Here is a 25,332-nt window from a genome sequence, read left to right as displayed (position 1 = left end):
ACTCAACCTCCCGCGATCTCGGGCTGGATGTTCTGCACCATGGCCGCGATGTCCGGCGGCAGATCGATCCCGACGTCGGACAGCTTGTTCTGCACCTGACGGATCATGAACTCGGTGACCGCCTCGGCGTCCCAGCCGAGGGGCTCCAGCGGTGCCGGCTTGCTGACGCCGCCGTTCATGGCCAGTTCGGTACGCAGGGTCTCGTACACCTCGTGCACGAGCCGCGGGTCCTCCTGGATCGCGTCGCGCAGGAACCGCATCCCGAACTGCACGTGACGGGCCTCGTCACGGCAGGAGGCGATGAAACCGGTGTAGTAGCCGGGCAGATAGCCGCGGGTCCGGCAGTAGGTGAGCGTGATCTTCATGATGCTGAGCGCGAGGACGCCCTCGATCCACAGGAAGTACGCGGTGGCGTACCGCACGCGCAGCTTCTGGTTGTCCGGGTCCTTGCGGAGGTCGTCCGAGAGGTGGGCCATCAGCCCGAACGATCCGACGAAGGACTCGGGGACGTAGTCGAAGGAGGCGGCGAGGAGCTCCGCCACCGAGTCCCCGGGCAGCCCCACGACCTCCCGGTAGAACCGGTCGAAGAAGAGCGTGTGCCGGGCCTCGTCCTCGATCTGCGTGGACAGGTAGAGCTTCGCGTCCTCGCTGCCCGAGAGCATGAAGACGGGCAGCTCGATCTCGACCTGACGCTCGGCGTGGTGGAACGCCGCCGCGATCTCCTTGAAGGCGTCCCGCTCCTCCTCCGTCATCTTGGTGCGCCAGTCGATGGCGTCCTGGGAGAAGTCGAGGTCGTAGGCGTTCCAACGGTGCTTGAAGTAGCGCTTGTACAGATCGATGTACTCGGGAAGCTTCTTCAGGTCCTTGTGCACGTAGTCGATCATGTCGTCGATGTTGATCTCCCCCAGCTCGGTGAGGGAGGACTGCTCGACGGACGTGACGAGCGATGGGTCCATAGGGGCCATCGGATATCTCTCCGGTTTCCTCGTGTAGTGACGGGATCGAACCTTGCGTCGCGCCGGATGCGGAGGGTGCGGCACACCAGCACGGGGTCGTGGGCATGCGTGCGCGGCCGTGCGTGGTCGACAGACGGTCGTGGTGAGGTCGTGGGGAGTGCGGGGTGGTGCGTGGGAGGTCGTTGGGGGCGTGGGTGGCTGTCAGGGAGCGGCCGCGAGCGGCAGAGCGCGTCAGGGGCGCCCGTAACCCCCGTGGAGCGCCGGCGAGGTGCTCGCGTACTCCAGGTCGTGACTGAGCACCGCCCGCTCCAGCGCCTGGAGCTGCGGGCTCGGTTCGAGCCCCAACTGGCTGACGAGTGCGGCCCGCGTGCGCCGGTACAGGCTCAGTGCGTCGGCCTGTCTGCCGGAGTGGTACAGCGCCTGCATCAGCCACCCGCAGGCCTGCTCCCACAGCGGCTCGGCCGCGACGAGCCCCTCCAGGTCGCCGATGACGTCCCGGTAGCGGCCCAGGGTGATGTCGGCCTCGATACGGCTCTCCAGCGCGGCCGTGCGGGCGTTGTCGAGGGCCGTGGACTCCGGCCACGAGTATCCGTGCTCCGCCAGGTCCGCCAGCGCCGGCCCCCGCCACAGACCCAGCGCGTCACGGAAGGTGTCGGACGCCTCGCCCCACAGCCCTGCCGCGAGCTCGCTACGGCCCCGGGCCACCCCGGCCTGGAACTGCCGCACGTCGAGGCTGTCGTCCCGTACGTGGAGCACGTAACCGGGCCCCTCGTGCAGCAGCTCCGCATCACCGCCGTACGACGAGAGGATCGTACGGAGCCGGAAGATCGCGTTGTACAGCATCTGCCGTCCCGTGGGCGGCACTCGGGCCGGCCACACGGCGGACATCAGCTTGCTGACGGAGACCACTTCGTTGCTGTGCAGCAGGAGAAACGCCAGCGTCGCGCTGTGCCGCACCCCGCCCAACGGCACGGTGCGGTCACCGTCACGGATCTGCACCGAGCCCAACAGTTCAAACCGCATGACCCACCTCGATCGGGTGGAATTTCCCGACGCAAGAGGACCAGTTGAAATACTGAGGCATAGTCAACTCCTCGTAGTTCGCACTTGAATTATGCGTGGGGAAATGTGCGGAGTCCACCTCAGAATCGTTCATGAAGCTGCACATCCATCTCAGTAACTGGGCCCGGAACAAGCGGACATGACAGAGTTCGGACAGACATGACAAAGTCCAGGCGCGCTGTCGCACGCCTGGACTTTGTCGTCGAATACGTCAGTCCTCGAGAGGTGCCGTTCCCTGACTCACCGCGTATCCGAGCTGGAACCTGGTGCGGGCCCCGAATTTCTGCATGAGCTGCGCGATGTATTTCCGGCAGGTGCGCACGGACAGGCCGAGTCTGCGCGCGATCGTCTCGTCCTTGGCGCCGTTCATCAGCATCTGGAGGATCTCGCCCTTGAGGTCGTCGCTGATCAGGACGAGCTCGCCGGGGCCGGGTGCGAAGTCCCGGGCGCCGGCCCACGAGCGCCCGAAGGAGGAGTACAGGAAGGCGACGACGGTGGGGTCCTGGATCACCGCCACCGCACTCCCGTCGTCCTCGGTGACGGGGATGAAGGCGATGGCGGCGTCGAAGACGATCAGCTGGCCGAACGACGGCGCCACCGTACGGATCCGGGCCCCCGCCCCGATCAGCGCCTCGGCCTGCTCCCGCGCGGAGCTGTCGAATCGGGCGGTGTGCTGGAAGAGGAGCCGCGTCGGGATCCCCGGGGCGAGCAACGGAGGCTCGCACTCGAACAGCTCCAGGATCGGGCGACCGCCTCCGGGCAGCATGGCGACGACCTCGTCCTTGCTCTCCGCCGCCACCTCGTGCATGAGGGCACATGCCGAGTCGAGGTCCAGCAGCTCCTTGACCCCGTCGCGGGCGGGGGCGAGTTCTTTCAGGGGGAAGCCGCCCTCGCATCGGCTCCGGCGGTAGACCTCAAGGCGACGGCGTGCGACCACGGACAGAAGACCTCCACCACACGAGGATTCCAGAGGTGAACGCCGCGCACCGTGCGGTGGCGGACCCTCACCTGCCTTCTGTCGAACATGGCACGGTGACGACGGGCGGGCCAAGTGTTGACCCGTTGACTGTTCCGGGCAACAGCGGCCCGGCTCACCGTGCGGGCCGTGCACCGGCGCCGGCGGAAACGGCTCAGGCCACCAGCAGTTGGTGGAGGAGGAACACGTTCAGGCCGGAGATCGCCAGGGACACCACCATGCCGATCGTGGTGGTCAGCCGTCGGTTGGTCAGCGGTCCCATCACATCGCTGCGGCGGCCGAACAGGACGAGCGGTATCAGTGCGAAGGGGATCCCGAAGGACAGCACGACCTGACTGATGATGAGGGCCCGGGTGGGATCCGTACCGAGCGCGAGAATAGCGAGGGGCGGCGCCATCGTCAGCAGTCTGCGCAGGAGTACGGGAATCTGTGTCCGCAGGAACCCCGACAGGATGACCTGGCCCGCGTAGGTTCCGACGCTGGACGAGGCGATGCCCGAGGCCAGCAGGGCCAGTGCGAAGGCGAGGGCGGTGTCGCTGCCGAGGACCTGGCCGAGCCCGGCGTGCATGTCGTCCAGCGATTCGTGCGGCAGGGACGTCCCGTGCAGGGAGGCCGCCGCGACGAGCAGCATGGAGGCGTTGATCACGGCGGCGATGCCGAGGGCGCAGACGAGACCCTTCAGCATGGAGCGCAGCGCCTTCCTGCGGGCCGCGACCGAGCCTCGGTGGTGCTCCTGGGTGAGGGCCGAGTGCAGGTAGATGGCGTGCGGCATGACCGTCGCGCCGAGCATGCCCGTGGCCAGCAGGATGCTGTCCGTGCCCGCGAAGCCGGGGATCAGGCCCGCGCCCGCCGCGGCCGGCGGACCCGAGCGGAACACCTGGTAGGCGAAGCCGGCGGACACCAGCAGGATCAGCGCGAGGATCACGGTCTCGAAGCGCCGCCGGCGCAGTGGGGCGAGCATCAGGATCACCAGGGACACCGCGGCCGTGATCAGCGCGGCCGGCAGCAGAGGCACGCCGAACAGCAGGTTGAGGGCCACCGCCGCGCCGACGAACTCGGCCAGATCGGTGGCCATGCTCACCAGCTCGGCCTGGAACCACAGGCCGTACGTCACGGGCCTCGGGTAGTGCTCCCGGCACAGCTCGGGCAGGCTGCGCCCGCTCGCGATGCCCAGCTTCGCGGCGAGGTACTGCACGAACACCGCGGCGACACTGGCCGACGCGATGACCCACAGGAGGAGGTATCCGTAGCGGGCGCCTCCGGTCATGTTCGTGGCGAAATTCCCGGGGTCGACATAGGCGACCGCGACGACGAACGCCGACCCCAGGAATCCGTAGGCCGTTCCGAGCCGGGACCGGAGACTTCCGGGCGGTGCGGGGGGCCCGGTCTCATGGGTCAGGGTCGATGAATCGGTCATCAGCGGAACAGCGCTCCTCCGAATAGGCGGCCACCACGGGAATCGCGAATCACCCGCGACTCCATGCGACATGACGGGGGCGATCGCCGACAAGAGTTGGCCTGTTGAGGGTTCGGGGAAACACGGCCGATGCATTTGCACGTGCACGTGCGAATGCGTATTCAGGTGCACGGAAAAGCCCGGCGGTCACGTGCCGAGGCACGTCACCGCCGGGCGGTCGGGAAAGGATCAGGAGGCGCAGCGGGCCTCGGGCCGCAGCGGCAGTTCCCCGCGACTCTCGTCCCGGGACAGCGCCGGGCCCTCGCGATGCGCGAGCGGAGCTCGGCCACCCGGCCGTCGGCGAGCTCCTCGTACAGGCTCAGCGCCGCCTTCCAGGACGCGATGGCCCGGCTCTCCTGGCCCAGGCTCTCCAGCGCATGCCCGCGCCGGTACAGGCAGTCCGCCTCGCCGCCGTGGGCGCCGGCCGCCCTGAGGGTCTCCAGGGCTCGTTCCAGACAGGCGAGTGCCGCCTCGTGGCGTCCCTGGGCCGTGTGGATCCCCGCCATCTTGGTCAGCGCCCGGCCCTGCCCGTCGTAGTTCCGGATCTCCTCGAAGATGTCCAGGGCCTTGCCCAGCGTGTGCAGCGCCTGGTCGTCGTCGTGCCAGCCGTGGTAGCTGTCGGCGAGCGTGAGGAGGACGGAGGCGGATCCGTCGTGGTCGTCGAGCCCGGCGAACAGGGATCTCGCCTCCTGGGCGCGGGCGTGAGCCTCGTCCCAGTCGCTCTGGTCGGCGGCGAGGAATCCCATCCCGCCGAGCGTCCACGCCTGACCGTGCCGGTTCTGGACCTGCCGCCACACCGACAGGGAACGCTCGAAGTGCTGCTGGGCGCGCTTGTACTGGCGCTGCCACCGGTACCCTTCGGCCGTCCCGGTCTGCAACCAGCCTTCGGCGAACCGGTCACCCGACGCCCGTGCCGCCTCCAGCGCCACCTTCATGATGCCCAGCCAGATGCTTCCGGGCTTGCGGAGCAGACAGAAGTAGTCGTAGAGGCTGACGGCCAACTTCCAGGCCGTGTCACGGAATCCGTGGTCCATGGCGAGCCGGATCACCTGGGCGAAGTTGGCGGCCTCGGTGTCGAACCACTGCAGCGCGGCCTCGTCGTCCTCGAAGCGGAGCGGGGTGACGCGGCCGGCGGACTGCCGGAAGTCCAGGATGTTGTGGCGGAACGGAGCCAGTGTCCGTACGCCCGCGAGGCTCGAGTGCAGATACCAGTCGGCGAGCCGGCCCACGGCGGCCGTACGGTCCTTCTCCTCCTCGTCGGACGCGAGGCGCTCCGCCGCGTAGAGCCGAAGGAGGTCGTGGAACCGGTAGCGGCTGAAGGACACGCCCTCCAGGAGATGGACCTCGTGGAGCCGCTGCAGGAGCTGCTGGGTCTTCAGGACCGGCTTGCCGATGAGCGCCGCCGTCGCCGCGACGCTCGCGTGCGGACCGGGATGCAGGCTGAGGAAGCGGAACGTCCGGGCCTCCTCGGGCTTCAGGTCGCAGTACGACCACTCGAAGGCCGAGCGGACGGTCACCGAGTCGTGCACGGCCAGGCCGTCGAGGCGGTGTCGTTCGGCCGCCAGCTCGTCGACGAGCTCGCCGATCGGATGGTGGGGGTGGGCCGCCACCCGGTCGGCGGCGATCCGCAGGGCCAGCGGGAGACGTCCGCACAGCTCCGTCAGGGCCGTGACGGCGTCGGCCTCGGCGGTGGTGCGGACGGAGCCGATGACCGAGGACAGGACCTCCACGCTCTCCTGCTGCGAGAGGTGGCGCAGGAGGATCCGCTCCACCCCCACCCGCATGGCGAGTCCACCGAGCCTCCGGCGGCTCGTCAGGACGACCGCGCACCCGGCCGCCCCCGGTAACAGAGGTTCCACCTGCTCCGAGGAGGCCACATTGTCGAGCACCACGATGACGCGCCGGGAAGAGAGGAGCGAGCGGTACAGCTTCTCCCTTCGCTCGGTCTTCGCCGGGATGTCGTGGACCGGAACTCCGAGGGAAGTCAGGAACTCTTCGAGGATTTCTCCGGGAAGCGCGGAAAGGCCCGTTTTCGAATACCCCTTGAGGTCCGCGTAGAGCTGGCCGTCGGGAAAAGCATCGGGCTCCGACCTGATGATGTCGTCGGCGCAGCGGAGCGCCAGTGCGGTCTTCCCGACACCGGGCGGACCGTCGATCGAGACGACGGGTGTGCTGTGCGCCGTTGCTGCCTGCGTCAGCACCTCGCGGATTCGCCGGCGATCGGCTTCCCGGCCGACGAAACCGGCCAGCGGCGTCGGCAGCTGGGCCGGGCGTTGGGCGGACTTCACCGCGGCGAGTGCGATGAGCTTTCCGCCGGCTTCGAGGGCTTCGTCGCAGCGTCTGACCAGGCTGGCCGAAGGGGGAGCGCCGTGCCGGACCTTGCTCAGCCAGCTGGGGTGGTAGCTGATGAGGTCGGCGAGCCGGCGCCAGGACATGTGTCGCTGAGTCAGCAGACGCTGCAGTTCCTCGACGAACGGTGACGGCATGCCGCTTTTCTCCACGACGACTGCCCCCCTTCCCTTGAATGATGGTCTCGGTCAACGGGATGCCGCATCAAACGGAAATCGCGAGCGTCACGAACAATGAAATGCCAGGCGAACTCATCGACGATAGGCGGACAGTCAAGAAGAGGTCAAGCGGCTCTTGGGCAAGGGCGATCCAACGGCCCGTCCTGCGATCGCGTGAGCGGTGCGGGCGGGGGAGTCAACTCCTTTACCGTTGTCAAGAGGGCCTCAATTCGTCACTGCGCCAAGACGCATGTGCTGCTGTCTCTTACCAGGCTCTCACCGTGGCCTGCACCAACGGAAGACGCTGGCTCATTCACACCAGTCCACCCGCGTGAAGTGGCTCAGATCATGCCCTCCCTACTCCTCGGGTCGGGAAACGTAGTTCCCCGCGTACGTCCGTCCCTTCCACGCCGCCCCCCGGCCGCGGTAGTGCTGCACGGCCGAGTCCACGGTCATCAGGAGATAGAGGAGAGCGGTGAAGGGGAGCAGGGGCGCGAGCCACAGCGGCTGCCGGTAGTAGCGGAGCATCGGCAGGTACGTCCCCGCCATCACCGCCCAGGCCGCGCCGCCCGCCCAAGCCGCCGTCGCGTCCCGCGTCACCGCACCCGCCGCCAGGGTCACCGGCGGCACGAGATAGATGACCGCGAGACCCGCCACCGTCCCGGCGAGCACGAGCGGGCTGTACCGCAGCTGCGCGTACGCGCTCCGCGACACCATCCGCCACAGCTCGCCGAGGCCCGGGTAGGGGCGGATGCTGTCGACCCGCTCCGCGAGCCCGAGCCAGATCCGCCCGCCCGCGCGCCGTACCGCCCGCGCCAGCGACACGTCGTCGATCACCGCCTGCCGGATCGCGTCCGGCACGTCGGCCGCCACCGCCGTCTCCGTCCGCAGCAGCACACAGCCGCCCGCCGCGGCCGTCGCGCGGGGCCGCGCCCGGTTGATCCAGCGGAAGGGATAGAGCTGCGCGAAGAAGTAGACGAACGCGGGCACGACGAGCCGCTCCCACCGGCTCGCGACCCGCAGCCGCGCCATCTGCGAGACCAGGTCCAGGTCGTTCGCCACCGCCGCCGCGACGAGCAGCCGCAGACTGTCCGGTTCGTGGGCGATGTCCGCGTCCGTGAGGAGCAGGAACTCCGGCTCGCGCGTGCGCGCCAGGGCGATGCCGTGTCGCAGCGCCCACAGCTTCCCCGTCCATCCGGGCTCCGGCTCACCCGGCGACACGACGGTGAGCGGCAGCCCGCCGCGCGCCTCGATCACCTCACCACGCCGACCGGCCGCCTCGTCCGAGCCGTCGTGCCGATCGGTCGGCCCGTCCGACCCGTCGTGCGGACCGTCCGACCCGTCCGACCCGTCGTGCGGACCGTCCGACCCGTCCGACCCGTCGTGCGGACCGTCCGACCCGTCCGACCCGGCATGCGGACCGTCCGATCCGTGGTGCCGATCGGTCGGCCCGTCCCGGTGGCGCTCGGCCAGTTCGGCGGCCAGCCGCCCCGTACCGTCCGTGCTCCCGTCGTCGACGAGGATCACCTCGGCCTCGCCGGGATAGTCCTGCGCCAGCAGCGACGGCAGGCTCAAGGGGAGGACCTCGGCCTCGTCCCGTGCCGGTACGACGACCACCACCCGTGGCCATCCGCCCCCGGCCGGCAGATCGCGGCCTTCGTCGACGGGCGGCAGACGCTGGTCCGTCCTCCAGAAGAAGCCCTGGCCGAGCAGCAGCCAGAGCCAGACGGCCAGGGAAGCGATCGCGAACCAGGCGAGGGTGCTCATTTGCCGCAGTCTGCCCCAGATCGCCGGGTGTACAAGGCCCATCGGCTAGGGTGACCGGGTGAAGATCGCGCTCATGGATTCCGGAATCGGCCTGCTCCCGGCAGCAGCCGCGGTGCGTCGGCTCCGGCCGGACGCGGATCTGCTCCTCTCGAACGACCCCGACGGCATGCCGTGGGGTCCGCGCACCCCCGAGGACCTCACCGAGCGCGCCCTCGCGGTCGCCCGCGCCGCCGCCGAGTACGGCCCGCGCGTCCTCATCGTGGCCTGCAACACCGCCACCGTGCACGCCCTGCCCGCCCTGCGCGCCGCACTCGAACCGGACATCGCCGTCATCGGCACCGTCCCCGCCATCAAGCCCGCGGCCGCCGGCGGCGGCAAGGTCGCCATCTGGGCCACGCCGGCCACCACCGGCAGCGCCTACCAGCGCGGACTGATCCGCGACTTCGCGGGCGGCGCCGAGGTCACCGAGGTGCCCTGCCCTGGGCTCGCCGACGCCGTGGAGCACGCCGACCCGGAGGCCGTGGACCGGGCGGTCGCCGCGGCCGCCGCCCTCACCCCGGCCGACGTCCGCGCCGTCGTGCTCGGCTGTACCCACTACGAGCTGGTCGAGGAGCGCATCGTCGCCGCCCTGGAGGCGCGCGACCGGGGCGGACTGCCGCCGATCGTCTTCCACGGCTCCGCCGACGCCGTCGCCGCGCAGGCGCTGCGCCGGATCGGCGCCGAGCCCGCGCCCGACGCGGACCCGACCGGCGGCCTCTCCGTCCTGCTCAGCGGGCGCCCCGGACAGCTCCCCGCCACCGCCCTCGGCTACGCCGAAGGCCGTCTCCTCGCGGCGGCCGCCCCCGCTCACTGACCGTGAGGGAGTGACCGCGCTCCGACGCGCCGCACTGGACGAACCTGAGTACGCTTCCTGGTATGAGGCAGTACCCGCGGGACCAGCGTGCCGACGAGCGGAAACCCGCCGTCTGGACCGGCCGCGCCACCAATCGCCTGCAGTGGCTGGCAGCGGCCGCCGGTGCCGCCTGTATGGCCCTCGGCATCACGATCGCCGTCGAGTCGGCCTGGACCTCGGGCATCGCGGCCCTCCTCATGGCGGTGATCGGCTGCGTCGCGGCAGGACTGCTCGTCCTCTTCGGCACGCTCGCCTTCGTCCACGTGGCCGTCAGGGTCGACGACCGCGCCATGGAGGTCCGCTGCGGCCACATCGGCCTGCCGCGCCGGCGCATCCCCCTCTCCCATGTCGTCGGCGCCGACTTCGCCCCGAGCGTCACCCCGCGCCAGTGGGGCGGCTGGGGCTACCGCTGGCGCCCCGAGAAGGGCACGGCGGTGATCGTCCGGCGGGGCGAGGCCCTGGTCCTGCGCCTCGGTGACGGCCTGACGTTCACGGTCACGGTCGACGACGCCGAGTCCGCGGTCCGGGTCATCCGCGACCGCCTCCGCCACCCGGCCCCGCCGGGACCGTCCGCCCCGACAGGAGTCTGACCGCACCGTCCCCGCAGGCAGGGCGGCGGCAGGACGCCCCAGCGACCGCGGCACCACGGTGGGCACGACGGCGGCTCGACCCGCGGCACCACAGCGGCTCGGCGGCGGCAGGACCGCACCTCGTCGGCCGGTGACCCGGCTCGTACCCGCCTCGGTGTCGACAGGGAAGCCCCGTAGACTCCGCAAGGTGAGCGCCACCATCACCCCCGCACCCGCCCCCGCGTCCGGAGCCGAAGGCTCGTCCGCGCCGGGTTCCCCGCTGCGACGGTTCGTGCGGCCCGGGACGGCCCTGCTGTCCGGGCTCCTGCTCTTCCTGAGCTTCCCGCCGCGCCCCCTGTGGTGGCTCGCCCTGCCCGCGTTCGCGCTGCTCGGCTGGACCCTGCGGGGCCGTCGCCTCCGCGCCGGTTTCGGCCTCGGCTACCTGGCCGGTCTCGGCTTCATGCTCCCGCTGCTCGTCTGGACCGGCGAGGAGGTCGGCCCCGTCCCGTGGCTCGCCCTCGCCGCGATCGAGGCGCTCTTCGTGGCCGCCGCCGGGCTCGGCGTCGCGGCCGTCTCCCGGCTTCCGTGGTGGCCCTTCTTCGCGGCCGGGGTGTGGATCCTCGCCGAGGCGGCACGCGCACGCGTGCCCTTCGGCGGCTTCCCCTGGGGCAAGATCGCCTTCGGGCAGGCGGACGGCGTCTTCCTGCCGCTCGCGGCCGTCGGCGGCACCCCGGTGCTCGGCTTCGCGGTCGCCCTCTGCGGTTTCGGCCTGTACGAGGCGTTCCGGCAGCTCCGCGCCTACCGCGCCACCGGCACCGTTCCGCGCGGTCCGCTCGCCGCCGCCGCGCTCTCCGTGCTCCTCCCGGTCACGGGCGCGCTCGCGGCGCTGCCGCTCGTCGACGACACGGCGGAGGACGGCACCGCGACCGTCGCCGCCGTCCAGGGCAACGTGCCCCGCCTCGGCCTGGACTTCAACTCCCAGCGCCGCGCCGTCCTCGACAACCACGCCGCCCGCACCCACGAGCTCGCCGACGCCGTCAAGGCCGGCCGCGAGCCGCAGCCCGACTTCGTCCTGTGGCCGGAGAACTCCTCGGACATCGACCCGTACGCGAACCCCGACGCGGCCGACGTCATCGACGACGCCGTCCGCGACATCGGCGTCCCCACGGTGATCGGCGCGGTCATCTCCCCGCCGACCGGCAAGCTCCGCAACACCCTCATCGAGTGGGACCCGGAGCGCGGCCCCGTGGCCACGTACGACAAGCGGCACGTCCAGCCCTTCGGCGAGTACATCCCGATGCGGCCCCTCGTCCGCCTCTTCAACAGCAACGTCGACCGGGTCAGCCGCGACTTCGGCCCCGGTTCGAAGGTCGGCGTCTTCGACCTCGCCGGGACCAAGGTCGGCCTCGCCACCTGCTACGAGGCGGCCTTCGACTGGGCCGTGCGCGACACCGTCACCCACGGCGCCCAGCTCATCTCCGTCCCCAGCAACAACGCCACCTTCGGCCGCAGTGAGATGACCTACCAGCAGCTCGCCATGTCCCGGGTGCGGGCCGTCGAGCACAGCCGGTCCGTGGTCGTGCCCGTCACCAGCGGCGTCAGCGCCGTCATCCGCCCCGACGGCGAGATCGTCGCGCAGACCAAGATGTTCACCCCCGACGTCCTGGTCGAGGAGGTGCCGCTGCGCTCCTCGCTCACCCCGGCGACCCGCATGGGCACCCTGCCGGAGGCCCTGCTCGCGGCCCTCGCCGTCGCCGGCCTCGGCTGGTCGGCGTTCCGTTCCGTACGAGCCCGCCGCACGCCCGCGGAGTGATGATCATCCGATGATCTAGGGTCGGTGTCATGGGTACCCCTGACTTCATCCGCGCCCTGCGCGAGACGGCCGGCCACCAGCTCCTCTTCCTGCCGGGAGTGAGCGCCGTCGTCTTCGACGACCGGGGCCGGGTCCTCCTCGGGCGACGGGCCGACAACGGAACGTGGGCGGTCATCGGAGGCATCGTCGAGCCCGGCGAGCAGCCCGCCGACTGCGCGGTGCGCGAGGTGTACGAGGAGACGGCCGTGCACTGCGTGCCCGAGCGGATCCTGCTCGTCGAGACCCTGCGCAAGCCCGTCGTCTACCCCAACGGCGACACCTGCCAGTACATGGACGTGGCCTTCCGCTGCCGTGCGGTGGGTGGCGAGGCCCGGGTCAACGACGACGAGTCGACCGAGGTCGGCTGGTTCGAGGTGGACGACCTGCCGGAGATGAAGCGTTTCTCGTACCTCCGGATCGAGAAGGCGCTCGCCGACGACCCCACATGGTTCCGCACCACAGAGACCAGCTGAACTATGGGCGGGGACCACATCGGTGGGGGAGTGGCCCCTTCATAGGGTGCGGAGCATGAGCGCCCCCATCACCGCCCCCGTGTCCGACTCGGCCTCGCCCTCCCCGCTGCCCGGGGTCGTCGCCCTCGATCTCACCGGCCGCACCGCGCTCGTCACGGGCGCGGCCAGCGGCATCGGGCGGGCCTGCGCGCTGCGGCTCGCCGCCGCAGGGGCCCGGGTCAGAGCCGTCGACCGGGCGGCCGAGGGCCTGGAGACCCTGGCGGGAGAGGCCGCCGGCCTCCCCGGGAGCGTCGAACCCCGGCTTCTCGACCTCACCGACCTGGACGCCGCCGAGGCCGCCGCCGCGGGAGCCGACATCCTGGTGAACAACGCCGGACTCCAGCTCGTCCGCCCCATCGAGGACTTTCCGCCGGACGTCTTCCACACGGTGCTCACGGTGATGCTGGAGGCACCCTTCCGGCTCATCCGGGGCGCGCTGCCGCACATGTACGCCCAGGGCTGGGGGCGGATCGTGAACCTCTCCTCCGTCCACGGGCTGCGTGCCTCCGCCTTCAAGTCCGCCTATGTGGCCGCCAAACACGGTCTGGAAGGCCTGTCGAAGACCGCCGCCCTCGAAGGCGCCCCGCACGGCGTCACCTCCAACTGCGTCAACCCCGGCTACGTACGCACCCCGCTCGTCGAGCGGCAGGTCGCCGACCAGGCCACCGCCCACGGCATCCCCCCGGAGCGGGTCCTGGCCGAGGTGATGCTCAAGGACTCGGCGCTCAAGCGGCTCATCGAACCCGAGGAGGTCGCCGAGGCCGTCCTCTACCTCTGCACCCCGCAGGCCTCGTTCATCACCGGCACCTCGCTCACCCTCGACGGCGGCTGGACCGCCCACTGAGGAACGCCCCTGCGGATGCCGCGGAACCGGTTGTCCACAGGGGTGGTGCGACCACACGTTCGGCAGGTATCCCTGTGTCCATGTCCCACGAACACGTCTCCTACCTGGAACTCCTCACCCGAGGAGCCGCGACGGAGGCCTACGACCGGCCCGTGCTGCTCGCCCGTGCGAGCGGCGCGGGCCCCGAGGCGCTGGCCGAGCTCGAAGAGGCCAAGCTGCTCGCCCTGCGCGTCCGGGCCGAGCTGGAGGGGCGGCGCCGCCGCGAGGCGGAGCTCTCCGCGCTCTTCGCGACCGCCCACGACCTCGCGGGACTCCGCGACCTCGACGCCGTGCTGCGCGCCATCGTCCAGCGCGCCCGCGCGCTGCTCGGCACCGAGTGCGCCTATCTGAGCCTCAACGACCCGGCCGCCGGGGACACGTACATGCGGGTCACCGACGGCTCTGTCTCCGCCCGATTCCAGCAGCTCAGACTGGGCATGGGCGAAGGGCTCGGCGGCCTCGTCGCCCAGACGGCCCGCCCGTACGTCACCGACGACTACTTCGACGACGCGCGCTTCCAGCACACCCGGACCATCGACACGGCCGTACGGGACGAGGGCCTCGTCGCCATCCTCGGCGTCCCGCTCAGCCTCGGCAGCCAGGTCATCGGCGTCCTGTTCGCCGCCGACCGCAGGGCCAGGGTCTTCGAGCGCGAGCAGGTCGCGCTGCTCGGCTCCTTCGCCGCGCACGCCGCCGTCGCCATCGACACGGCCAACCTCCTCGCCGAGACCCGCTCCGCCCTCGCGGAGCTGGAGCGCGCCAACGACATCATCCGCGAGCACAGCGGAGTGATCGAGCGGGCCTCGGAGGTCCACGACCGGCTCTCCGAGCTCGTCCTGCACGGCGGCGGCGTCCACGACGTGGCCGACGCCGTCTCCGAGGTCCTCGGCGGTACGGTCGAGTTCACCGAGGAGGGCGCCGGAGCCGCCCGCCACGCCGGGGGCCACGCGGTCCGCGAGGGCGACGACTGGGTCGCCGCCGTCTCCGCGGGCGGCGAGACCCTCGGCGCCCTCGTGCTCCACGGCCAGCCCGACCTCGACCCGGTCGACCAGCGCACCCTGGAACGGGCGGCCCTGGTCACCTCCCTGCTGCTGCTCGCCCGCCGCTCCGCGGGCGAGGCCGAGCAGCGGGTACGCGGCGAACTCCTCGACGACCTCCTCGACGCCCCCGACCGGGACCGCCGCCTGCTCCGCGAGCGCGCCGCCCGGCTCCGTACCGACAGCGCGGCCCCGCACGTGGTGCTCGCCGCCCGCATCGACCGGGCCGGCACCGCGGCCGACCCCGATACCGGCGGGCGCGAGAGCGCCGACCGCCAGCGCCTCTGGTCGGCGGCCACCCACCTGGCCGCCACCCGCCACGGACTCGCCTCGGCCCGCGACGGCGGCACGGTCCTGCTGCTGCCGCTCGGCCCCGGCGAGAGCGCCGCCGACCTGGCCCGCCAGACCGCCCGCCACCTCGGCGGCACCCTGCACGAGCCGGTCACCGTCGGCGCCTCCGCCCCCGTACGAGCCCCCCTCGACCGCCCGGACCAGGTCGCCGTCGCGTACGAGGAGGCCCGCCGCTGCCTCGACGCGCTCCGGCTCCTGCACCGCTCCGGTCAGGGCGCCGCCGCCGAGGACCTGGGCTTCCTCGGGCTGCTCCTCGCCGACAGCCGGGACATCGACGGATTCGTCGAACGGACCGTGGGCCAGGTCGTCGCGTACGACCGCCGCCGCGGCACCGACCTCGTCCGCACCCTCGACGCCTACTTCGCGAGCGGCATGAGCCCGGCCCGCACCAAGGACGAACTCCACGTCCACGTCAACACGGTGGCCCAGCGCCTGGAGCGGGTCGGCCGGCTCCTCGGCCCGGACTGGCAGTCCCCGGCCCGCGCCCTGGAGATCCAGCTGGCCCTGCGCCTGCACGCGCTCTCGGCGGCGGTCCCGGCGAAGTGACACGCGAAGAGCCCCGTGCCCCGCTCGTGGTGAGCGGGGCACGGGGCTCCTCGCCGTCCGTCAGACGTCGGCCCCGACCCGGGACTCCCGGGGGGTGCGCTCCTCGATCTCGCCGAGGTCGCGGTCGCGGGTCTCCTTGGCGCAGGCGATGGCGATGACGGTGAGCAGCGCGGCGGCGATGACGTACAGGGCGATCGGGGTCGAGTCGCCGTAGTCGGCGAGCAGCGCGGTCGCGATGAGCGGCGCCGGCGCGCCGGCGGCCACGGAGGCGAACTGGGCGCCGATGGAGGCACCGGAGTAGCGCATCCGGGTCGCGAACATCTCGGAGAAGAAGGCGGCCTGCGGCGCGTACATCGCGCCGTGGAGGACGAGGCCGACGGTCACGGCGAGCAGCAGGGAGCCGAAGGTGCCCCGGTCGATCAGCGTGAAGAACGGGAACATCCAGGCGCCGACGCCGATCGCGCCGATCAGGTACACGGGACGGCGGCCGAGCCGGTCGGAGAGCGCGCCCCAGAGCGGGATCACCGCGAAGTGGACGGCGGAGCCGATGAGGACGGCGTTCAGGGCGGTCTGCTTGGAGAGGCCGACCTGGGTGGTCGCGTAGACGAGGATGAACGCGGTGATGACGTAGTACGAGATGTTCTCGGCCATGCGGGCGCCCATCGCGATGAGCACGTCCCGCCAGTGGTGGCGCAGGACCGCGACCAGCGGCGTCTTCTCGGCCTGCCCGGCAACGGCCTTGCGCTCCTCGGCGGCGGCGAGCGCGGCCTTGAAGACGGGCGACTCGTCGACGGAGAGCCGGATCCAGAGCCCGACGATCACGAGGACGCCGGAGAGCAGGAACGGAACGCGCCAGCCCCAGGAGGCGAAGGCGGCGTCCGAGAGCAGCGCGGTGAGCGCGGACAGCACACCGGTCGCGAGCAACTGCCCGGCCGGCGCCCCGGTCTGCGGCCACGAGGCCCAGAACCCGCGCCGCTTCGCGTCCCCGTGCTCGGACACGAGGAGCACGGCCCCGCCCCACTCGCCACCGAGCGCGAACCCCTGCACGAGGCGCAGGACGGTCAGCAGCACCGGAGCGGCGGAGCCGACGGTCGCGTGGGTGGGGAGCAGCCCGATCGCGAACGTCGCCCCACCCATCAGGAGCAGGCTCAGCACGAGCAGCTTCTTCCGCCCGAGCCGGTCCCCGTAGTGCCCGAACACCAGCGCCCCGAGCGGCCGGGCGGCGAACCCGACCGCGTACGTCAGGAAGGACAGCAGGGTCCCGACCAGCGGATCGGACTCGGGGAAGAACAACTTGTTGAACACGAGCGCCGCGGCGGACCCGTACAGGAAGAAGTCGTACCACTCGATGGTGGTCCCGATGAGGCTGGCGGCGACGATCTTCTTGAGGGAGTTGGGTGGCGTCGGGGAGGGTGTTGCGGCGGCCATGTGCACCACTTCCAGGCAGGTACGGGGACGTTTTCGTGTCGCCACACCGTAAGAAGACGCAGGTCAGAGGCGTATGTGGTGGGACACCATAGTTCGACGCTTCCGCATGCGCCCGGCCTCCATGGCCTGCTGTTGCGACTCGCCGAAGGCCCGCGAGAAGCCGGTCGTGGGGGCTGTCCGGGTTGCGCTGATCGGGCACGTTTTGGTGGTGCGGTGCTGGCTCCCGTGCTGGTTTGGTGCTGACTGAAATCCCATGTCAGCACCCCTGCCGACCGCTCCCGTGCTGACTTGGTGCTGACTACGCAGCGTTGAACTCGGACATCTGCGACAGACCGGGTTCCGATGGATGCGCCAAGGCCGGTCGTAGGTTGCGATCCCCCATGCGTGACGCTGCCGGTGCCGTGGGTCGGACAGCCGTCCGCGGAGGCTGGTTCGAGTCGTACGATTTCCCGAATAGCCGCGCACAGCTGGGGAGTGGGGCGCGGGGGATGCGCCGGTGCCCACCTGTGGCACTTGCCCTTCGGTGGGGGTGCCATGTATCTGGCCACGCTGACGGCTGAGAACTTCCGTATCTTCGGTGCCCGGAGCTCGCCCGAGGATGCGGGAGATGCGCTCGAACTAGACCTGGCGCCCGGTGTAACCGTTCTCCTGGGCGAGAACGACGCCGGGAAGACGGCCGTCGTCGACGCCGTTCGGTTGTGCCTCCTGACGACAGCCGCGGATTTCTACCGCGTCACCAAAGACGATTTCCACGTTGGGTCAGGCGGGCGCGCGCGGACTTCTTCACGATCACCTGTCGCTTCCAGGAGCTCTCGGAGGAGGAGCAGGGAATTTTCCTCGAGCATCTGACCACCGACGCGCAGGGAACGTCGTCGCTGTACATCAGCTTCAGGGCCGAGTTGCTGGATTCCTTGCCCCCACATCGCGTTTCGGTCACGACTCGTATGGGGCCGAATGGCGATGGGCCCACGCTGGACGGCAAGGCGCGGGAGCACTTGAAGGCGACGCACCTTCGCCCGCTTCGTGACGCCGAGGGGGAGCTGCGGGCCGGCCGGGGTTCCCGGCTGTCGCAGATCCTTGCCGGATATCCCACGATGAAGGCCGAGGGCACGGACGATTTCGCAGCCGGTGACGACTCGGCCAGCACGCTGGTCGGCATCCTGCGCCGTGCCAAGCACCACATCCGCTCCAACAGGGCCGTGAAGGATGCCCTGGAGGACATCAACAAGGGGTACCTGGAGAAGTTCTCCATCGGAAGCGACGTCCTCCAAGGCGAGATCGGGGTCGCCGGGGATGCCACTCTCTCCCGCGCTCTGCAGCGTCTCGAACTCGGGCTTGCGAGTGGCGAGCCGGAATGGACCCGTCGCGGGCTCGGATACACCAACGCGATGTTCATGGCAGCCGAACTCCTGCTGCTGGGCAACAACAATGTGGCTCCGCTGCTTCTGATTGAGGAACCCGAGGCGCACATTCACCCGCAGACACGCGTGATGGATCTGCTGCTCGATCGGGCAGCAGGTGGGGCGAGCGCCGGTGACCCGAGGGTCCAGGTCGTCCCCACCACACACAGCCCGCACCTCGCCTCCCAGCTGCTCACGCCGAGGTCCCTCGCCCGAGATAACCTCCCCCCATACCTGCGCGACGCGTTCGGCTACCTCTGTGGAGCGGCGTGAGTCATGGAACTGCCTCTGACGCCGGACACGCTGTCCAAGGACAAGGCCGAGACGGTCGCGGCCGAGATGGGGCTCACCCTCCCGCACCAGGAGCAATGGGACTTCCTCCAGAGCCTCCACACCATGGACCTGCAGGCAGCGCCGGGCTCCGGTAAGACGAGCCTGGTCGGTCTCAAACTGGCACTTCTCGCCCAGGGCTGGACGTCTGCCACTCAAGGGGTTTGCGTCCTTTCCCACACCCCATGCCCCCCCGGGGGCAGCCGGACAGCTCCCCGCCAGACCCCTCGTAAGGCCGCGGCCCCGGTGCGTACAGAGGCATCAAACAGCGGTCTGTCAGCGCCTTTGGAGCCGGTGACATCTCCTCCGGGCCGTGCACTCGACGAGGGGAGGTAGTCCTGCCAGAGGCCTGCGCGACTCCGGTTTCACGTTGCGTATCCAAGCGTGATCGCGGCGTCTATCATCCAGCTAACCATGGGGTACGTGGGGGGCTACGGATGACGGAATCGGAATCCACAGGGACCGAACCGGACGAGAGACTGTTGCGCTTCAACATCTGCGGGCCGTTGGAGGTGTGGACGGACGGGAACCGGCTGCGGCTCGGCGGAGCGATTCAGGAGCGCGTGCTCGTCATGCTGCTCCTGGAGCACGGCAAAGTACTGCCCGTCTCCCGTCTGGTGGCCGGTGTCTGGGACGAGGAGCCTCCGGCGACCGCCGCGCATCAGGTGCGCAAGGCCGTCGCCGACCTGCGCCGGCGGATTCCTCAAGGCAGCAGTGTGCTGGTCACCGACGGGCCGGGCTACCGCGCCGTGGTGTCGGTGCCCCAACTGGACCTGTGCGAGTTCGAGGCGCGGGTCCACGACGCCAGGCTGGCGTCGGCGGCGGGAGCGCCCGCCGACGCGGTCGAGGCACTGAACGCGGCCCTCGCGCTGTGGAGGGGCTCGGTGCTCTCCGGACAGGGCGGCCCTGTTGTCGACGCCTCGGCGGTAGCACTCGAAGAGGGGCGGCTGGCCGCGGCGGAGAGGTACTTCGATCTCCGGCTGCGCCTGGGCGAGGCATCGATGCTGGTGGTCGAACTGCGGGAGCTGGTCACCAGCCATCCGCTGCGGGAAGCCTTCCGGGCACAGCTCATGCTCGCGCTGTACCGGTCGGGCAGGCAGGCCGAGGCGCTGGGGGAGTACGGCGCCGTCCGCGAGTTACTGGCCGAGGAGCTCGGTATCGACCCCGGACCGGAGCTGACCCGGCTCCATGAGGGCATCCTCCGGGAGAGCCCGGAACTTGCCGCTCCCGTCTCCCCTCCGGCAGTGACTCCGGCCGTCACCCCTCCCACCGCGCACCGGGTGCCCTGCGACCTGCCGTACGACCTGGCGGACTTCACCGGGCGCGAGCGGGAGCTGAGAGAACTGCTGGCGTGCGCGCACGAGGCGGACGACCGCAGCCGGATCGTGGCGATCGACGGCATGGGCGGCAGCGGCAAGACCTCCTTGGCCGTACGAGCCGCCTACCGGCTCGCAGCCGCCCACCCGGACGGACAGCTGCACATCGACCTGCGCGGCCACACCCCCGGAGAGCTGCCCGTCACCGTGGGCACCGCACTCGACATCCTGCTGCGGTCACTGGATGTGCCGGGAGGGAGCATCCCGGAGGACGTGCCGGGCCGCACAGCGCTGTGGCGGTCCACTCTTGCGGGAAAGCGGGTGCTGCTCCTGCTCGACAACGCACCGGACGCCGCCGGCGTCGTCCCCCTGCTGCCCACGTCGCCCGGCTGCCTGGCCATCGTGACCAGCCGTGCGCGGCTGGTCGACCTGGACGGAGCGAAGTGGATATCCGTCGACGTGCTGGCCCCGGACGAGAGCGCCGCCCTGGTCGCCGAGACGGTGGGCGCACACCGGGTCGCCGCGGAACCCGAGGCCGCCAGGGAACTCGCCCAGCTCTGCGGGCACCTGCCGCTGGCCCTGCGCATCGCGGCCGCCCGGCTGCACAACCGGCCCCGTTGGACCGTGCAGTACCTGACCGACCGGCTTCGTGACGAGACCCGCAGGCTGGACGAGCTGAGTCTCGGCGAGCGCAGCGTCGCCGCCACCCTGCGACTCTCCTACCAGGCGCTGAACGAGGAGTGCCGTACCGCCTTCCGGGTCCTCGCGCTGCACCCGGGGGGCGACATCGACCTCTGCTCGGCAGCGGCGCTGCTGGGTCTGGCCACCCGGGAGGCCGAGGACGTCCTGGAGTTCCTGTTGGACGTCCACCTGCTGCAGCAACCGGAGATGGGCCTCTACAGCCTGCACGATCTGGTGCGCGCCTTCGCCCGGGGCCTGCTCTGCGGGACGACCGAGGAGGAGGACGCCACATCGGTCGGGCGGCTCCTCGACTACTACCTCGCGGCGACCGAGGTGTCGTGCGAGTTCCTCTTCCCCGGCCGTCGGCGGCGGCCCACCGGGGTGTCCGAGGCTCCCACCGAACTGCCCGACATCCACAGTGCCGCCCAGGCCGGGGCGTGGTTCGTGCGGGAGCACACCACTTTGCTCGCCACCGTCGGCCTGGCCGAGGCACGCGGGTACGACCGGCATGCGGCCTGCCTGGCACGCAATCTGTCGTTCCAGCTCAACGCACGTGGCTCTCTTGAGGAGTTCGCGGATCTGAGCCGGACCGCGGTCGCCGCGGCCCGTCGCCTCAACGACCTGGCTCTCTTGGGTGTGGCCCTGTCCAACCTGGGCGTCGCCTGCTGGAAGCTCGGCCGCTTCGCGGAGGGCATCGAGGTGGCCGAGGAGGGGCGCAAGGTGGCCCAGCTTCTCGGAGACCGGCACACGGAAGCCCACTGCGGAAGCACGCTGGGTCTGTACAATAGTCTCCTCGGACGCTTCCCCGAGGCGCTCGCCGACCTCCAGGAGGCGATCGCGACGGAAAGGGAGCTGGGCTCCGTCCGGGCCGAGGCCGAGAGCCTCACCATTCTGAGCGCGTTGTACGAGCAGTGGGGCCGTTACCGCGAGGCCGTCGAAGCGGCCCTGCGGGCCGTCGAACTCACGGGGCAACTGGAGCAGCACGAGAACGAACTGGTGGCGCTCACCGATCTGGCCTTCGCCCACTTCGGCCTCGAAGAGTACGCCGAGGCCGAGGTACGGCTGGCGCGTGCGCGGGAGCTGTGCGACGGCACGCGGGAGCCGGGGCAGGTGGCCCTGGTCCTGGCCCTGTCGGCCGAGAGTGCCCACCGGCTCGGCCGCTCCCGGCAGGAGTCCGAGTTCACGGAGCAGGCCCGGGCCCTTGTCCGGCAGAGCCTTTCCCCGCTCCGCAGGGCCAAGGTGGAGAACCTGGTCGCGCGCCTGCTCCGCAGGAACCACCAGTACGACGAGGCGCTGACCGTGCACCGCCGCGCGTACGAACTCGCCTCCTCGGTCGGCTACCGGGCCGAGGAGGCGTACGCGCTGGCGGGCATGGCCGAGGCGGCCGGGGCACTGGGCGACGGACGCACAGCCGACGAACATCGCAGGTCCGCCGAGGAGTTGTTCGCGGAACTGGGGATTCCCGGGTCCTGCCGCAGGAGCTGACCGCACCGGAGCAGGGTGCGGCGGAGTGCGGACTTCGGGCGGAGTTCACACCCTGACAGCGGTGGGTCCCTTGTCCTCGGCGATGACGTGGTATCCCTTCCCCGGCCCGTCCGACGCACCGGACTCCACCGCGGCCGCCGTGCCGAGAACCAGTACCGTCATGGCCACCGCGATGAGTCCCGTCAGATTGCGTCCCATGATTCCGCTTCCCCCCGCTTGGTGTCCTGCTGACGAGACAGACATTCGCCGAAGGGCTTCCCGAACGGTTCCTGTGCGGTTCCCGCCCCCGTTCCCCCGGAGATTCAGTGGGTCTTGTGACCTCCTTCGAGGAAGCACGCCGCGATGCGGGGGCCGTGCGCCGACAGGGTCACCTCGGTCCGTGCCGCTCCTTCCTGATGGTCGGTGAGATCGAGCAGAGCCGTGACCGTGGACCGCAGCACGGCCCGGTCCTCCCCGGTCACAGGCACACAATCCTCGGACCGGAGTGCGACAACGCGGTGCATGCCGTCCGTGGTCATGGTCTCGATGGTGAATCTTCTGCCGGGCTCGGCGCCTTCGGTCCTACGGAAGGCCGCGGAGCTCCGGGAGCATCGCTCCGTCGCCGCGAATTCCCTTAGGACATCGCTCAGTTCGATCTCCACCAGCCCGTCATCGCGAGGGGGCGTGGGATGTGTCATGTGGTACTCCTCCGTGAACGTTTTTCCGGGTGGAAGGATCTCCGCACGCCATACCGTTTCTCTCCCTCGGCGTTACCTCGCCTACAACAGCCGCCATTTGCCGTTGAGTTGCCCCTCTCTGTCCTGGCGGCCCGCCGTCCCGCACTGGGAGGCTCCTGTCCCGGACCGCCGGTGCGGTCGTCCCGAGCAGGAGAAGGAACAGGGAGCCGAAAGCATGAGACCTGAGCCCCAGAGTCGCTGGATCACCGGCAGGTGCCGCGCCGGAACGCCGCGGGTACGGCTGATCTGCATACCGCAGTCCGGTGGTGGAGCCGGTGCGTTCTCCAGCTGGCGCGCGCACCTCCCGGACGGTGTCGAACTGGCTCCGGTCGAACTCCCGGAGCGGGGCACCCGGGCCCGCGAACGGATGCCGGTGGGCATGGGCGCCCTGGCTGACGCGCTCTACGAGGGGCTGCGCCCCGAACTCGACATGCCGTACCTGCTGTTCGGGCACAGCTTCGGCGGAATGCTCGCCTACGAGGTTGCCGTACGGGCCGAACGGGACCACGTGCGCGCCCCACTGGCCGCCCTGATCTCCGGCACCCGGGCTCCCCAGGTGCCGCCGCGTCGCAGGCTCGCCCACAGCGACGAACGGACCCTGCTCACCTGGCTGTCCGACAACGGAGGGCTGCCCGCCGAGTTGCTGGACTACCCTGCGTTCCTGACGGAGGTCACCCGGGCCGTACGGATGGACCTCGGCTACGCGGAGTCCTACCTCGTGCCGCAACCGACGCGGATCGACACTCCGCTGTACGCCTTCGGCGGGGCCGACGACCTGGTCACGCCGCCCGATGCCCTGCCGCACTGGGAGCGTTGCGCCGCCGGGGAGTTCACCGTCACGACGCTTCCGGGCGACCACGGATATCCGTACGCCGATCCCGGGGCGATGATGGCCGCGATCGGCCGACTGCTTCCCACCGGCCCGGCGGCAGTCCGGCCCGGGAGGGAGCCCGCACACAGCTGAGCACACAGCTGAAGCGGCCGGACGAAGCAGTCGCACGCCGCGTCGCAGGGTGTTCCCCGCGGCGCGGCGAGGGGCCATTCCCCGAATGGCCCCTTTCGGTATCCCCGCGGGAGGCGAACGGGAACGGTCGGACGGATACTCCCCTTGCCGACGCACCCGCTGGTGCGTCCCGCTGCCGGAAGCCTGCGGCAACGCCGCACGAAGGGAACTGGGGGAACTGACATGTCCAACAACGCACTGGTCCGTTTGCGTCTGATGCGCGGATACACGCAGGAGGAACTCTCCGTGCTGTCGGGAATCAGTGTCCGGACCATCAGGAATCTGGAACGCGGGCAGATCGTCAAGCCGCGCCGCAGCTCCGTCGACATGCTCCTCGCCGTTCTCGACCCCGGCCTGCGCCAGGAATTGCAGGCGTTGCCCGCCGACGGCGCGGACTCGTCCTCCTCCGCCGTCGCCGAATGGATGCACATGGTCAGCCCCGGCAAGGGCGTCTGGCGAGGGCCGAAACCGCCGCGCACACCGATGATCGGGCGGGAGAGCGAAGTGCGGCAAATAGCGGAACTGGTGACTGACAATCAGGTGACCGTGCTGACCGGACCCGGCGGAGTCGGCAAGTCGCGGGTGGCCCAGGCGGTCGCCGAAAAGGTCTGCCGCCTGTTCGCCGACGGCGTGGCCGTCGCCGAGATGGGCCGAATCCCCTCGGAACAGGACCTGGACCTCGACTCGGTCATGGAGCTGGCGTGGGGAGCCGTCGAGGGGCTGCTCGACGACGGGACGCCGGACACCGGACGGCGCCTGCTGCTGGTACTCGACAACACCGAGCACCTGCCGAGAACCACGGACCGGCTGGTGGACCGGTTGATCGCCGGCCATCCACAGCTGCGCATACTCATCACCTCCCGCCGCCCTCCGCGGTGGAGCGGGGTCACCCTCTGGGAGATCCCGTCGCTGACGGTGGAGGCGGCGGTGGAACTGCTGCTGGAAAGACTGAAGAGGGTCTGCCCGACGCTGGACCTGTCCGGTGAACGCGCACAGCTCGGCGAGCTGTGCCAGGACCTGGATCTGCTGCCCCGGCTGGTCGAGTTCGCGGCCCAGCGGCTGCGGATGGTGTCGCTGCCCACGCTGCGCTCCGACAGCCGTGCGCGGAGGCTGCTCGGCTCGGCGGACCACTCGATGCTGCCCCACCAGCAGTCGGTCGAGGCCAGCGTCCGCTGGAGCCTGAACCTGCTGGACGAACGTCAGCGGGACTTCCTGGCCGGTCTGGCCCGGCTCCCCGCGGCCCAGGTCCTCGCCGCGGACGGCCGGGGGGCCGCAGGCAAGGAGGCCTGGGACACGGCAGCGATCGACATGCTCTCCGAGCTGGTCGACTCCTCCCTCCTTCAGGTGGACCGGGGGAGCCGGTACGAGTACCGCATGCTGCGGCACGTCCACGCCTTCCTGGCGGCAGCGCCGGCCGCGGAGCCCCTCAGATCCGTCGCGGAGGAACAGGCCCTGGCGCTGAGCGGGTGAGCCCCCGCAGGACCATGGCCCCGTGGGGGGGGGGGCCCCCCCGGGGGGCGCCGCCCGCGACCCCGGGCCCGCGGGCGGCGCCCCGCGCCCGGTCGGCGAGGCCTACGGGCAGGACGGTGGCGGCGCCGAGGGCGAAG

Annotated in this window: 20 protein-coding genes; 11 read left to right on the top strand and 9 right to left on the bottom strand. The window is 70.8% G+C overall.

Annotation, left to right across the window (positions count from 1 at the left end):
* Nucleotides 1–2: 2 nt before the first annotated feature.
* The 6 genes from ACFC0G_RS03180 to ACFC0G_RS03155 all read right to left on the bottom strand — a co-directional run bounded on the left by ACFC0G_RS03180 (nt 3) and on the right by ACFC0G_RS03155 (nt 8,724).
* Entirely contained in the window at nt 3–956 is a 954-nt protein-coding gene (locus tag ACFC0G_RS03180) for a ribonucleotide-diphosphate reductase subunit beta (RefSeq protein WP_376396361.1), read from the bottom strand.
* Nucleotides 957–1,187: 231 nt separating this feature from the next.
* A complete protein-coding gene (locus ACFC0G_RS03175) occupies nt 1,188–1,979 on the bottom strand; it encodes a BTAD domain-containing putative transcriptional regulator (RefSeq protein WP_376396358.1) in 792 nt (263 codons plus the stop codon).
* Nucleotides 1,980–2,229: 250 nt separating this feature from the next.
* On the bottom strand, nt 2,230–2,955 hold the full coding sequence (locus ACFC0G_RS03170) for a LuxR C-terminal-related transcriptional regulator (protein WP_376396355.1): 726 nt from the start codon (nt 2,953–2,955) through the stop codon (nt 2,230–2,232).
* A gap of 193 nt (nt 2,956–3,148) precedes the next feature.
* Entirely contained in the window at nt 3,149–4,411 is a 1,263-nt protein-coding gene (locus ACFC0G_RS03165) for an Nramp family divalent metal transporter (RefSeq protein WP_376396352.1), read from the bottom strand.
* A 203-nt stretch (nt 4,412–4,614) separates the two neighbouring features.
* Complete coding sequence (locus tag ACFC0G_RS03160) at nt 4,615–6,936, bottom strand: tetratricopeptide repeat protein (RefSeq protein WP_376396349.1); 2,322 nt, start codon at nt 6,934–6,936, stop codon at nt 4,615–4,617.
* 378 nt (nt 6,937–7,314) lie between these two features.
* Nucleotides 7,315–8,724: a glycosyltransferase gene (locus ACFC0G_RS03155; RefSeq protein WP_376396347.1), complete on the bottom strand. Its 1,410-nt coding sequence runs from the start codon at nt 8,722–8,724 to the stop codon at nt 7,315–7,317.
* Nucleotides 8,725–8,782: 58 nt separating this feature from the next.
* Here ACFC0G_RS03155 and ACFC0G_RS03150 point away from each other — a divergent pair, with 58 nt between their 5' ends.
* The 6 genes from ACFC0G_RS03150 (at nt 8,783) to ACFC0G_RS03125 (ending at nt 15,366) form a co-directional block, all read left to right on the top strand.
* The gene (locus ACFC0G_RS03150) at nt 8,783–9,577 is read left to right on the top strand and encodes a glutamate racemase (RefSeq protein WP_376396344.1); all 795 of its coding nucleotides are present in this window, start codon (nt 8,783–8,785) and stop codon (nt 9,575–9,577) included.
* Nucleotides 9,578–9,639: 62 nt separating this feature from the next.
* Nucleotides 9,640–10,206 (top strand): hypothetical protein, encoded by a 567-nt coding sequence (locus ACFC0G_RS03145; protein ID WP_376396342.1) that lies wholly within the window; start codon nt 9,640–9,642, stop codon nt 10,204–10,206.
* A gap of 187 nt (nt 10,207–10,393) precedes the next feature.
* Nucleotides 10,394–11,998, top strand: a complete 1,605-nt coding sequence (lnt, locus tag ACFC0G_RS03140) for an apolipoprotein N-acyltransferase (RefSeq protein ID WP_376396339.1) — start codon at nt 10,394–10,396, stop codon at nt 11,996–11,998.
* A 29-nt stretch (nt 11,999–12,027) separates the two neighbouring features.
* A complete protein-coding gene (locus ACFC0G_RS03135) occupies nt 12,028–12,510 on the top strand; it encodes an NUDIX domain-containing protein (RefSeq protein ID WP_376396336.1) in 483 nt (160 codons plus the stop codon).
* A gap of 55 nt (nt 12,511–12,565) precedes the next feature.
* A complete protein-coding gene (locus tag ACFC0G_RS03130) occupies nt 12,566–13,393 on the top strand; it encodes a 3-hydroxybutyrate dehydrogenase (RefSeq protein ID WP_376396334.1) in 828 nt (275 codons plus the stop codon).
* An 80-nt stretch (nt 13,394–13,473) separates the two neighbouring features.
* A complete protein-coding gene (locus ACFC0G_RS03125; protein WP_376396331.1) occupies nt 13,474–15,366 on the top strand; it encodes a helix-turn-helix domain-containing protein in 1,893 nt (630 codons plus the stop codon).
* 60 nt (nt 15,367–15,426) lie between these two features.
* Here the strand turns inward: ACFC0G_RS03125 and ACFC0G_RS03120 are convergent, their stop codons facing one another.
* Nucleotides 15,427–16,794, bottom strand: a complete 1,368-nt coding sequence (locus tag ACFC0G_RS03120) for an MFS transporter (RefSeq protein WP_376396329.1) — start codon at nt 16,792–16,794, stop codon at nt 15,427–15,429.
* Nucleotides 16,795–17,136: 342 nt separating this feature from the next.
* Between ACFC0G_RS03120 and ACFC0G_RS03115 the strand changes: the two genes are divergently transcribed.
* The 3 genes from ACFC0G_RS03115 (at nt 17,137) to ACFC0G_RS03105 (ending at nt 22,006) form a co-directional block, all read left to right on the top strand.
* Nucleotides 17,137–17,643 carry an AAA family ATPase gene (locus ACFC0G_RS03115; RefSeq protein WP_376396326.1) on the top strand — a complete coding sequence of 169 codons (507 nt, stop codon included), beginning with the start codon at nt 17,137–17,139 and terminating at the stop codon, nt 17,641–17,643.
* Nucleotides 17,644–17,738: 95 nt separating this feature from the next.
* Nucleotides 17,739–18,467, top strand: coding sequence for an ATP-dependent endonuclease (locus ACFC0G_RS03110; RefSeq protein ID WP_376396323.1), 729 nt, complete (start codon nt 17,739–17,741; stop codon nt 18,465–18,467).
* A gap of 494 nt (nt 18,468–18,961) precedes the next feature.
* Entirely contained in the window at nt 18,962–22,006 is a 3,045-nt protein-coding gene (locus ACFC0G_RS03105) for a BTAD domain-containing putative transcriptional regulator (RefSeq protein WP_376396320.1), read from the top strand.
* A 45-nt stretch (nt 22,007–22,051) separates the two neighbouring features.
* Here ACFC0G_RS03105 and ACFC0G_RS03100 read toward each other — a convergent pair whose 3' ends face one another.
* Entirely contained in the window at nt 22,052–22,204 is a 153-nt protein-coding gene (locus ACFC0G_RS03100) for a hypothetical protein (RefSeq protein ID WP_376396317.1), read from the bottom strand.
* A 104-nt stretch (nt 22,205–22,308) separates the two neighbouring features.
* Entirely contained in the window at nt 22,309–22,467 is a 159-nt protein-coding gene (locus tag ACFC0G_RS03095) for a hypothetical protein (RefSeq protein ID WP_376396314.1), read from the bottom strand.
* 430 nt (nt 22,468–22,897) lie between these two features.
* Between ACFC0G_RS03095 and ACFC0G_RS03090 the strand changes: the two genes are divergently transcribed.
* On the top strand, nt 22,898–23,686 hold the full coding sequence (locus tag ACFC0G_RS03090) for a thioesterase II family protein (RefSeq protein ID WP_376396312.1): 789 nt from the start codon (nt 22,898–22,900) through the stop codon (nt 23,684–23,686).
* 222 nt (nt 23,687–23,908) lie between these two features.
* Nucleotides 23,909–25,195, top strand: a complete 1,287-nt coding sequence (locus tag ACFC0G_RS03085; protein ID WP_376396309.1) for a helix-turn-helix domain-containing protein — start codon at nt 23,909–23,911, stop codon at nt 25,193–25,195.
* Nucleotides 25,196–25,332: the final 137 nt, after the last annotated feature.

This window comes from Streptomyces sp. NPDC056169, from assembly GCF_042268445.1.
Classification (GTDB): domain Bacteria; phylum Actinomycetota; class Actinomycetes; order Streptomycetales; family Streptomycetaceae; genus Streptomyces.
The sequence above is the reverse complement of the archived record's forward strand: the minus strand, read 5'-3'. Positions and strand labels throughout refer to the sequence as shown.

Coding starts and splice junctions, on each gene's coding strand:
- ACFC0G_RS03180 (WP_376396361.1), bottom strand. CDS start 956: ATGGACCCATCGCTCGTCACGTCCGTCGAGCAGTCCTCCCTCACCGAG.
- ACFC0G_RS03175 (WP_376396358.1), bottom strand. CDS start 1,979: ATGCGGTTTGAACTGTTGGGCTCGGTGCAGATCCGTGACGGTGACCGC.
- ACFC0G_RS03165 (WP_376396352.1), bottom strand. CDS start 4,411: ATGACCGATTCATCGACCCTGACCCATGAGACCGGGCCCCCCGCACCG.
- ACFC0G_RS03160 (WP_376396349.1), bottom strand. CDS start 6,936: ATGCCGTCACCGTTCGTCGAGGAACTGCAGCGTCTGCTGACTCAGCGA.
- ACFC0G_RS03155 (WP_376396347.1), bottom strand. CDS start 8,724: ATGAGCACCCTCGCCTGGTTCGCGATCGCTTCCCTGGCCGTCTGGCTC.
- ACFC0G_RS03145 (WP_376396342.1), top strand. CDS start 9,640: ATGAGGCAGTACCCGCGGGACCAGCGTGCCGACGAGCGGAAACCCGCC.
- ACFC0G_RS03135 (WP_376396336.1), top strand. CDS start 12,028: ATGGGTACCCCTGACTTCATCCGCGCCCTGCGCGAGACGGCCGGCCAC.
- ACFC0G_RS03130 (WP_376396334.1), top strand. CDS start 12,566: ATGAGCGCCCCCATCACCGCCCCCGTGTCCGACTCGGCCTCGCCCTCC.
- ACFC0G_RS03125 (WP_376396331.1), top strand. CDS start 13,474: ATGTCCCACGAACACGTCTCCTACCTGGAACTCCTCACCCGAGGAGCC.
- ACFC0G_RS03120 (WP_376396329.1), bottom strand. CDS start 16,794: ATGGCCGCCGCAACACCCTCCCCGACGCCACCCAACTCCCTCAAGAAG.
- ACFC0G_RS03115 (WP_376396326.1), top strand. CDS start 17,137: ATGGATGCGCCAAGGCCGGTCGTAGGTTGCGATCCCCCATGCGTGACG.
- ACFC0G_RS03110 (WP_376396323.1), top strand. CDS start 17,739: ATGGGGCCGAATGGCGATGGGCCCACGCTGGACGGCAAGGCGCGGGAG.
- ACFC0G_RS03105 (WP_376396320.1), top strand. CDS start 18,962: ATGACGGAATCGGAATCCACAGGGACCGAACCGGACGAGAGACTGTTG.
- ACFC0G_RS03100 (WP_376396317.1), bottom strand. CDS start 22,204: ATGGGACGCAATCTGACGGGACTCATCGCGGTGGCCATGACGGTACTG.
- ACFC0G_RS03090 (WP_376396312.1), top strand. CDS start 22,898: ATGAGACCTGAGCCCCAGAGTCGCTGGATCACCGGCAGGTGCCGCGCC.
- ACFC0G_RS03085 (WP_376396309.1), top strand. CDS start 23,909: ATGTCCAACAACGCACTGGTCCGTTTGCGTCTGATGCGCGGATACACG.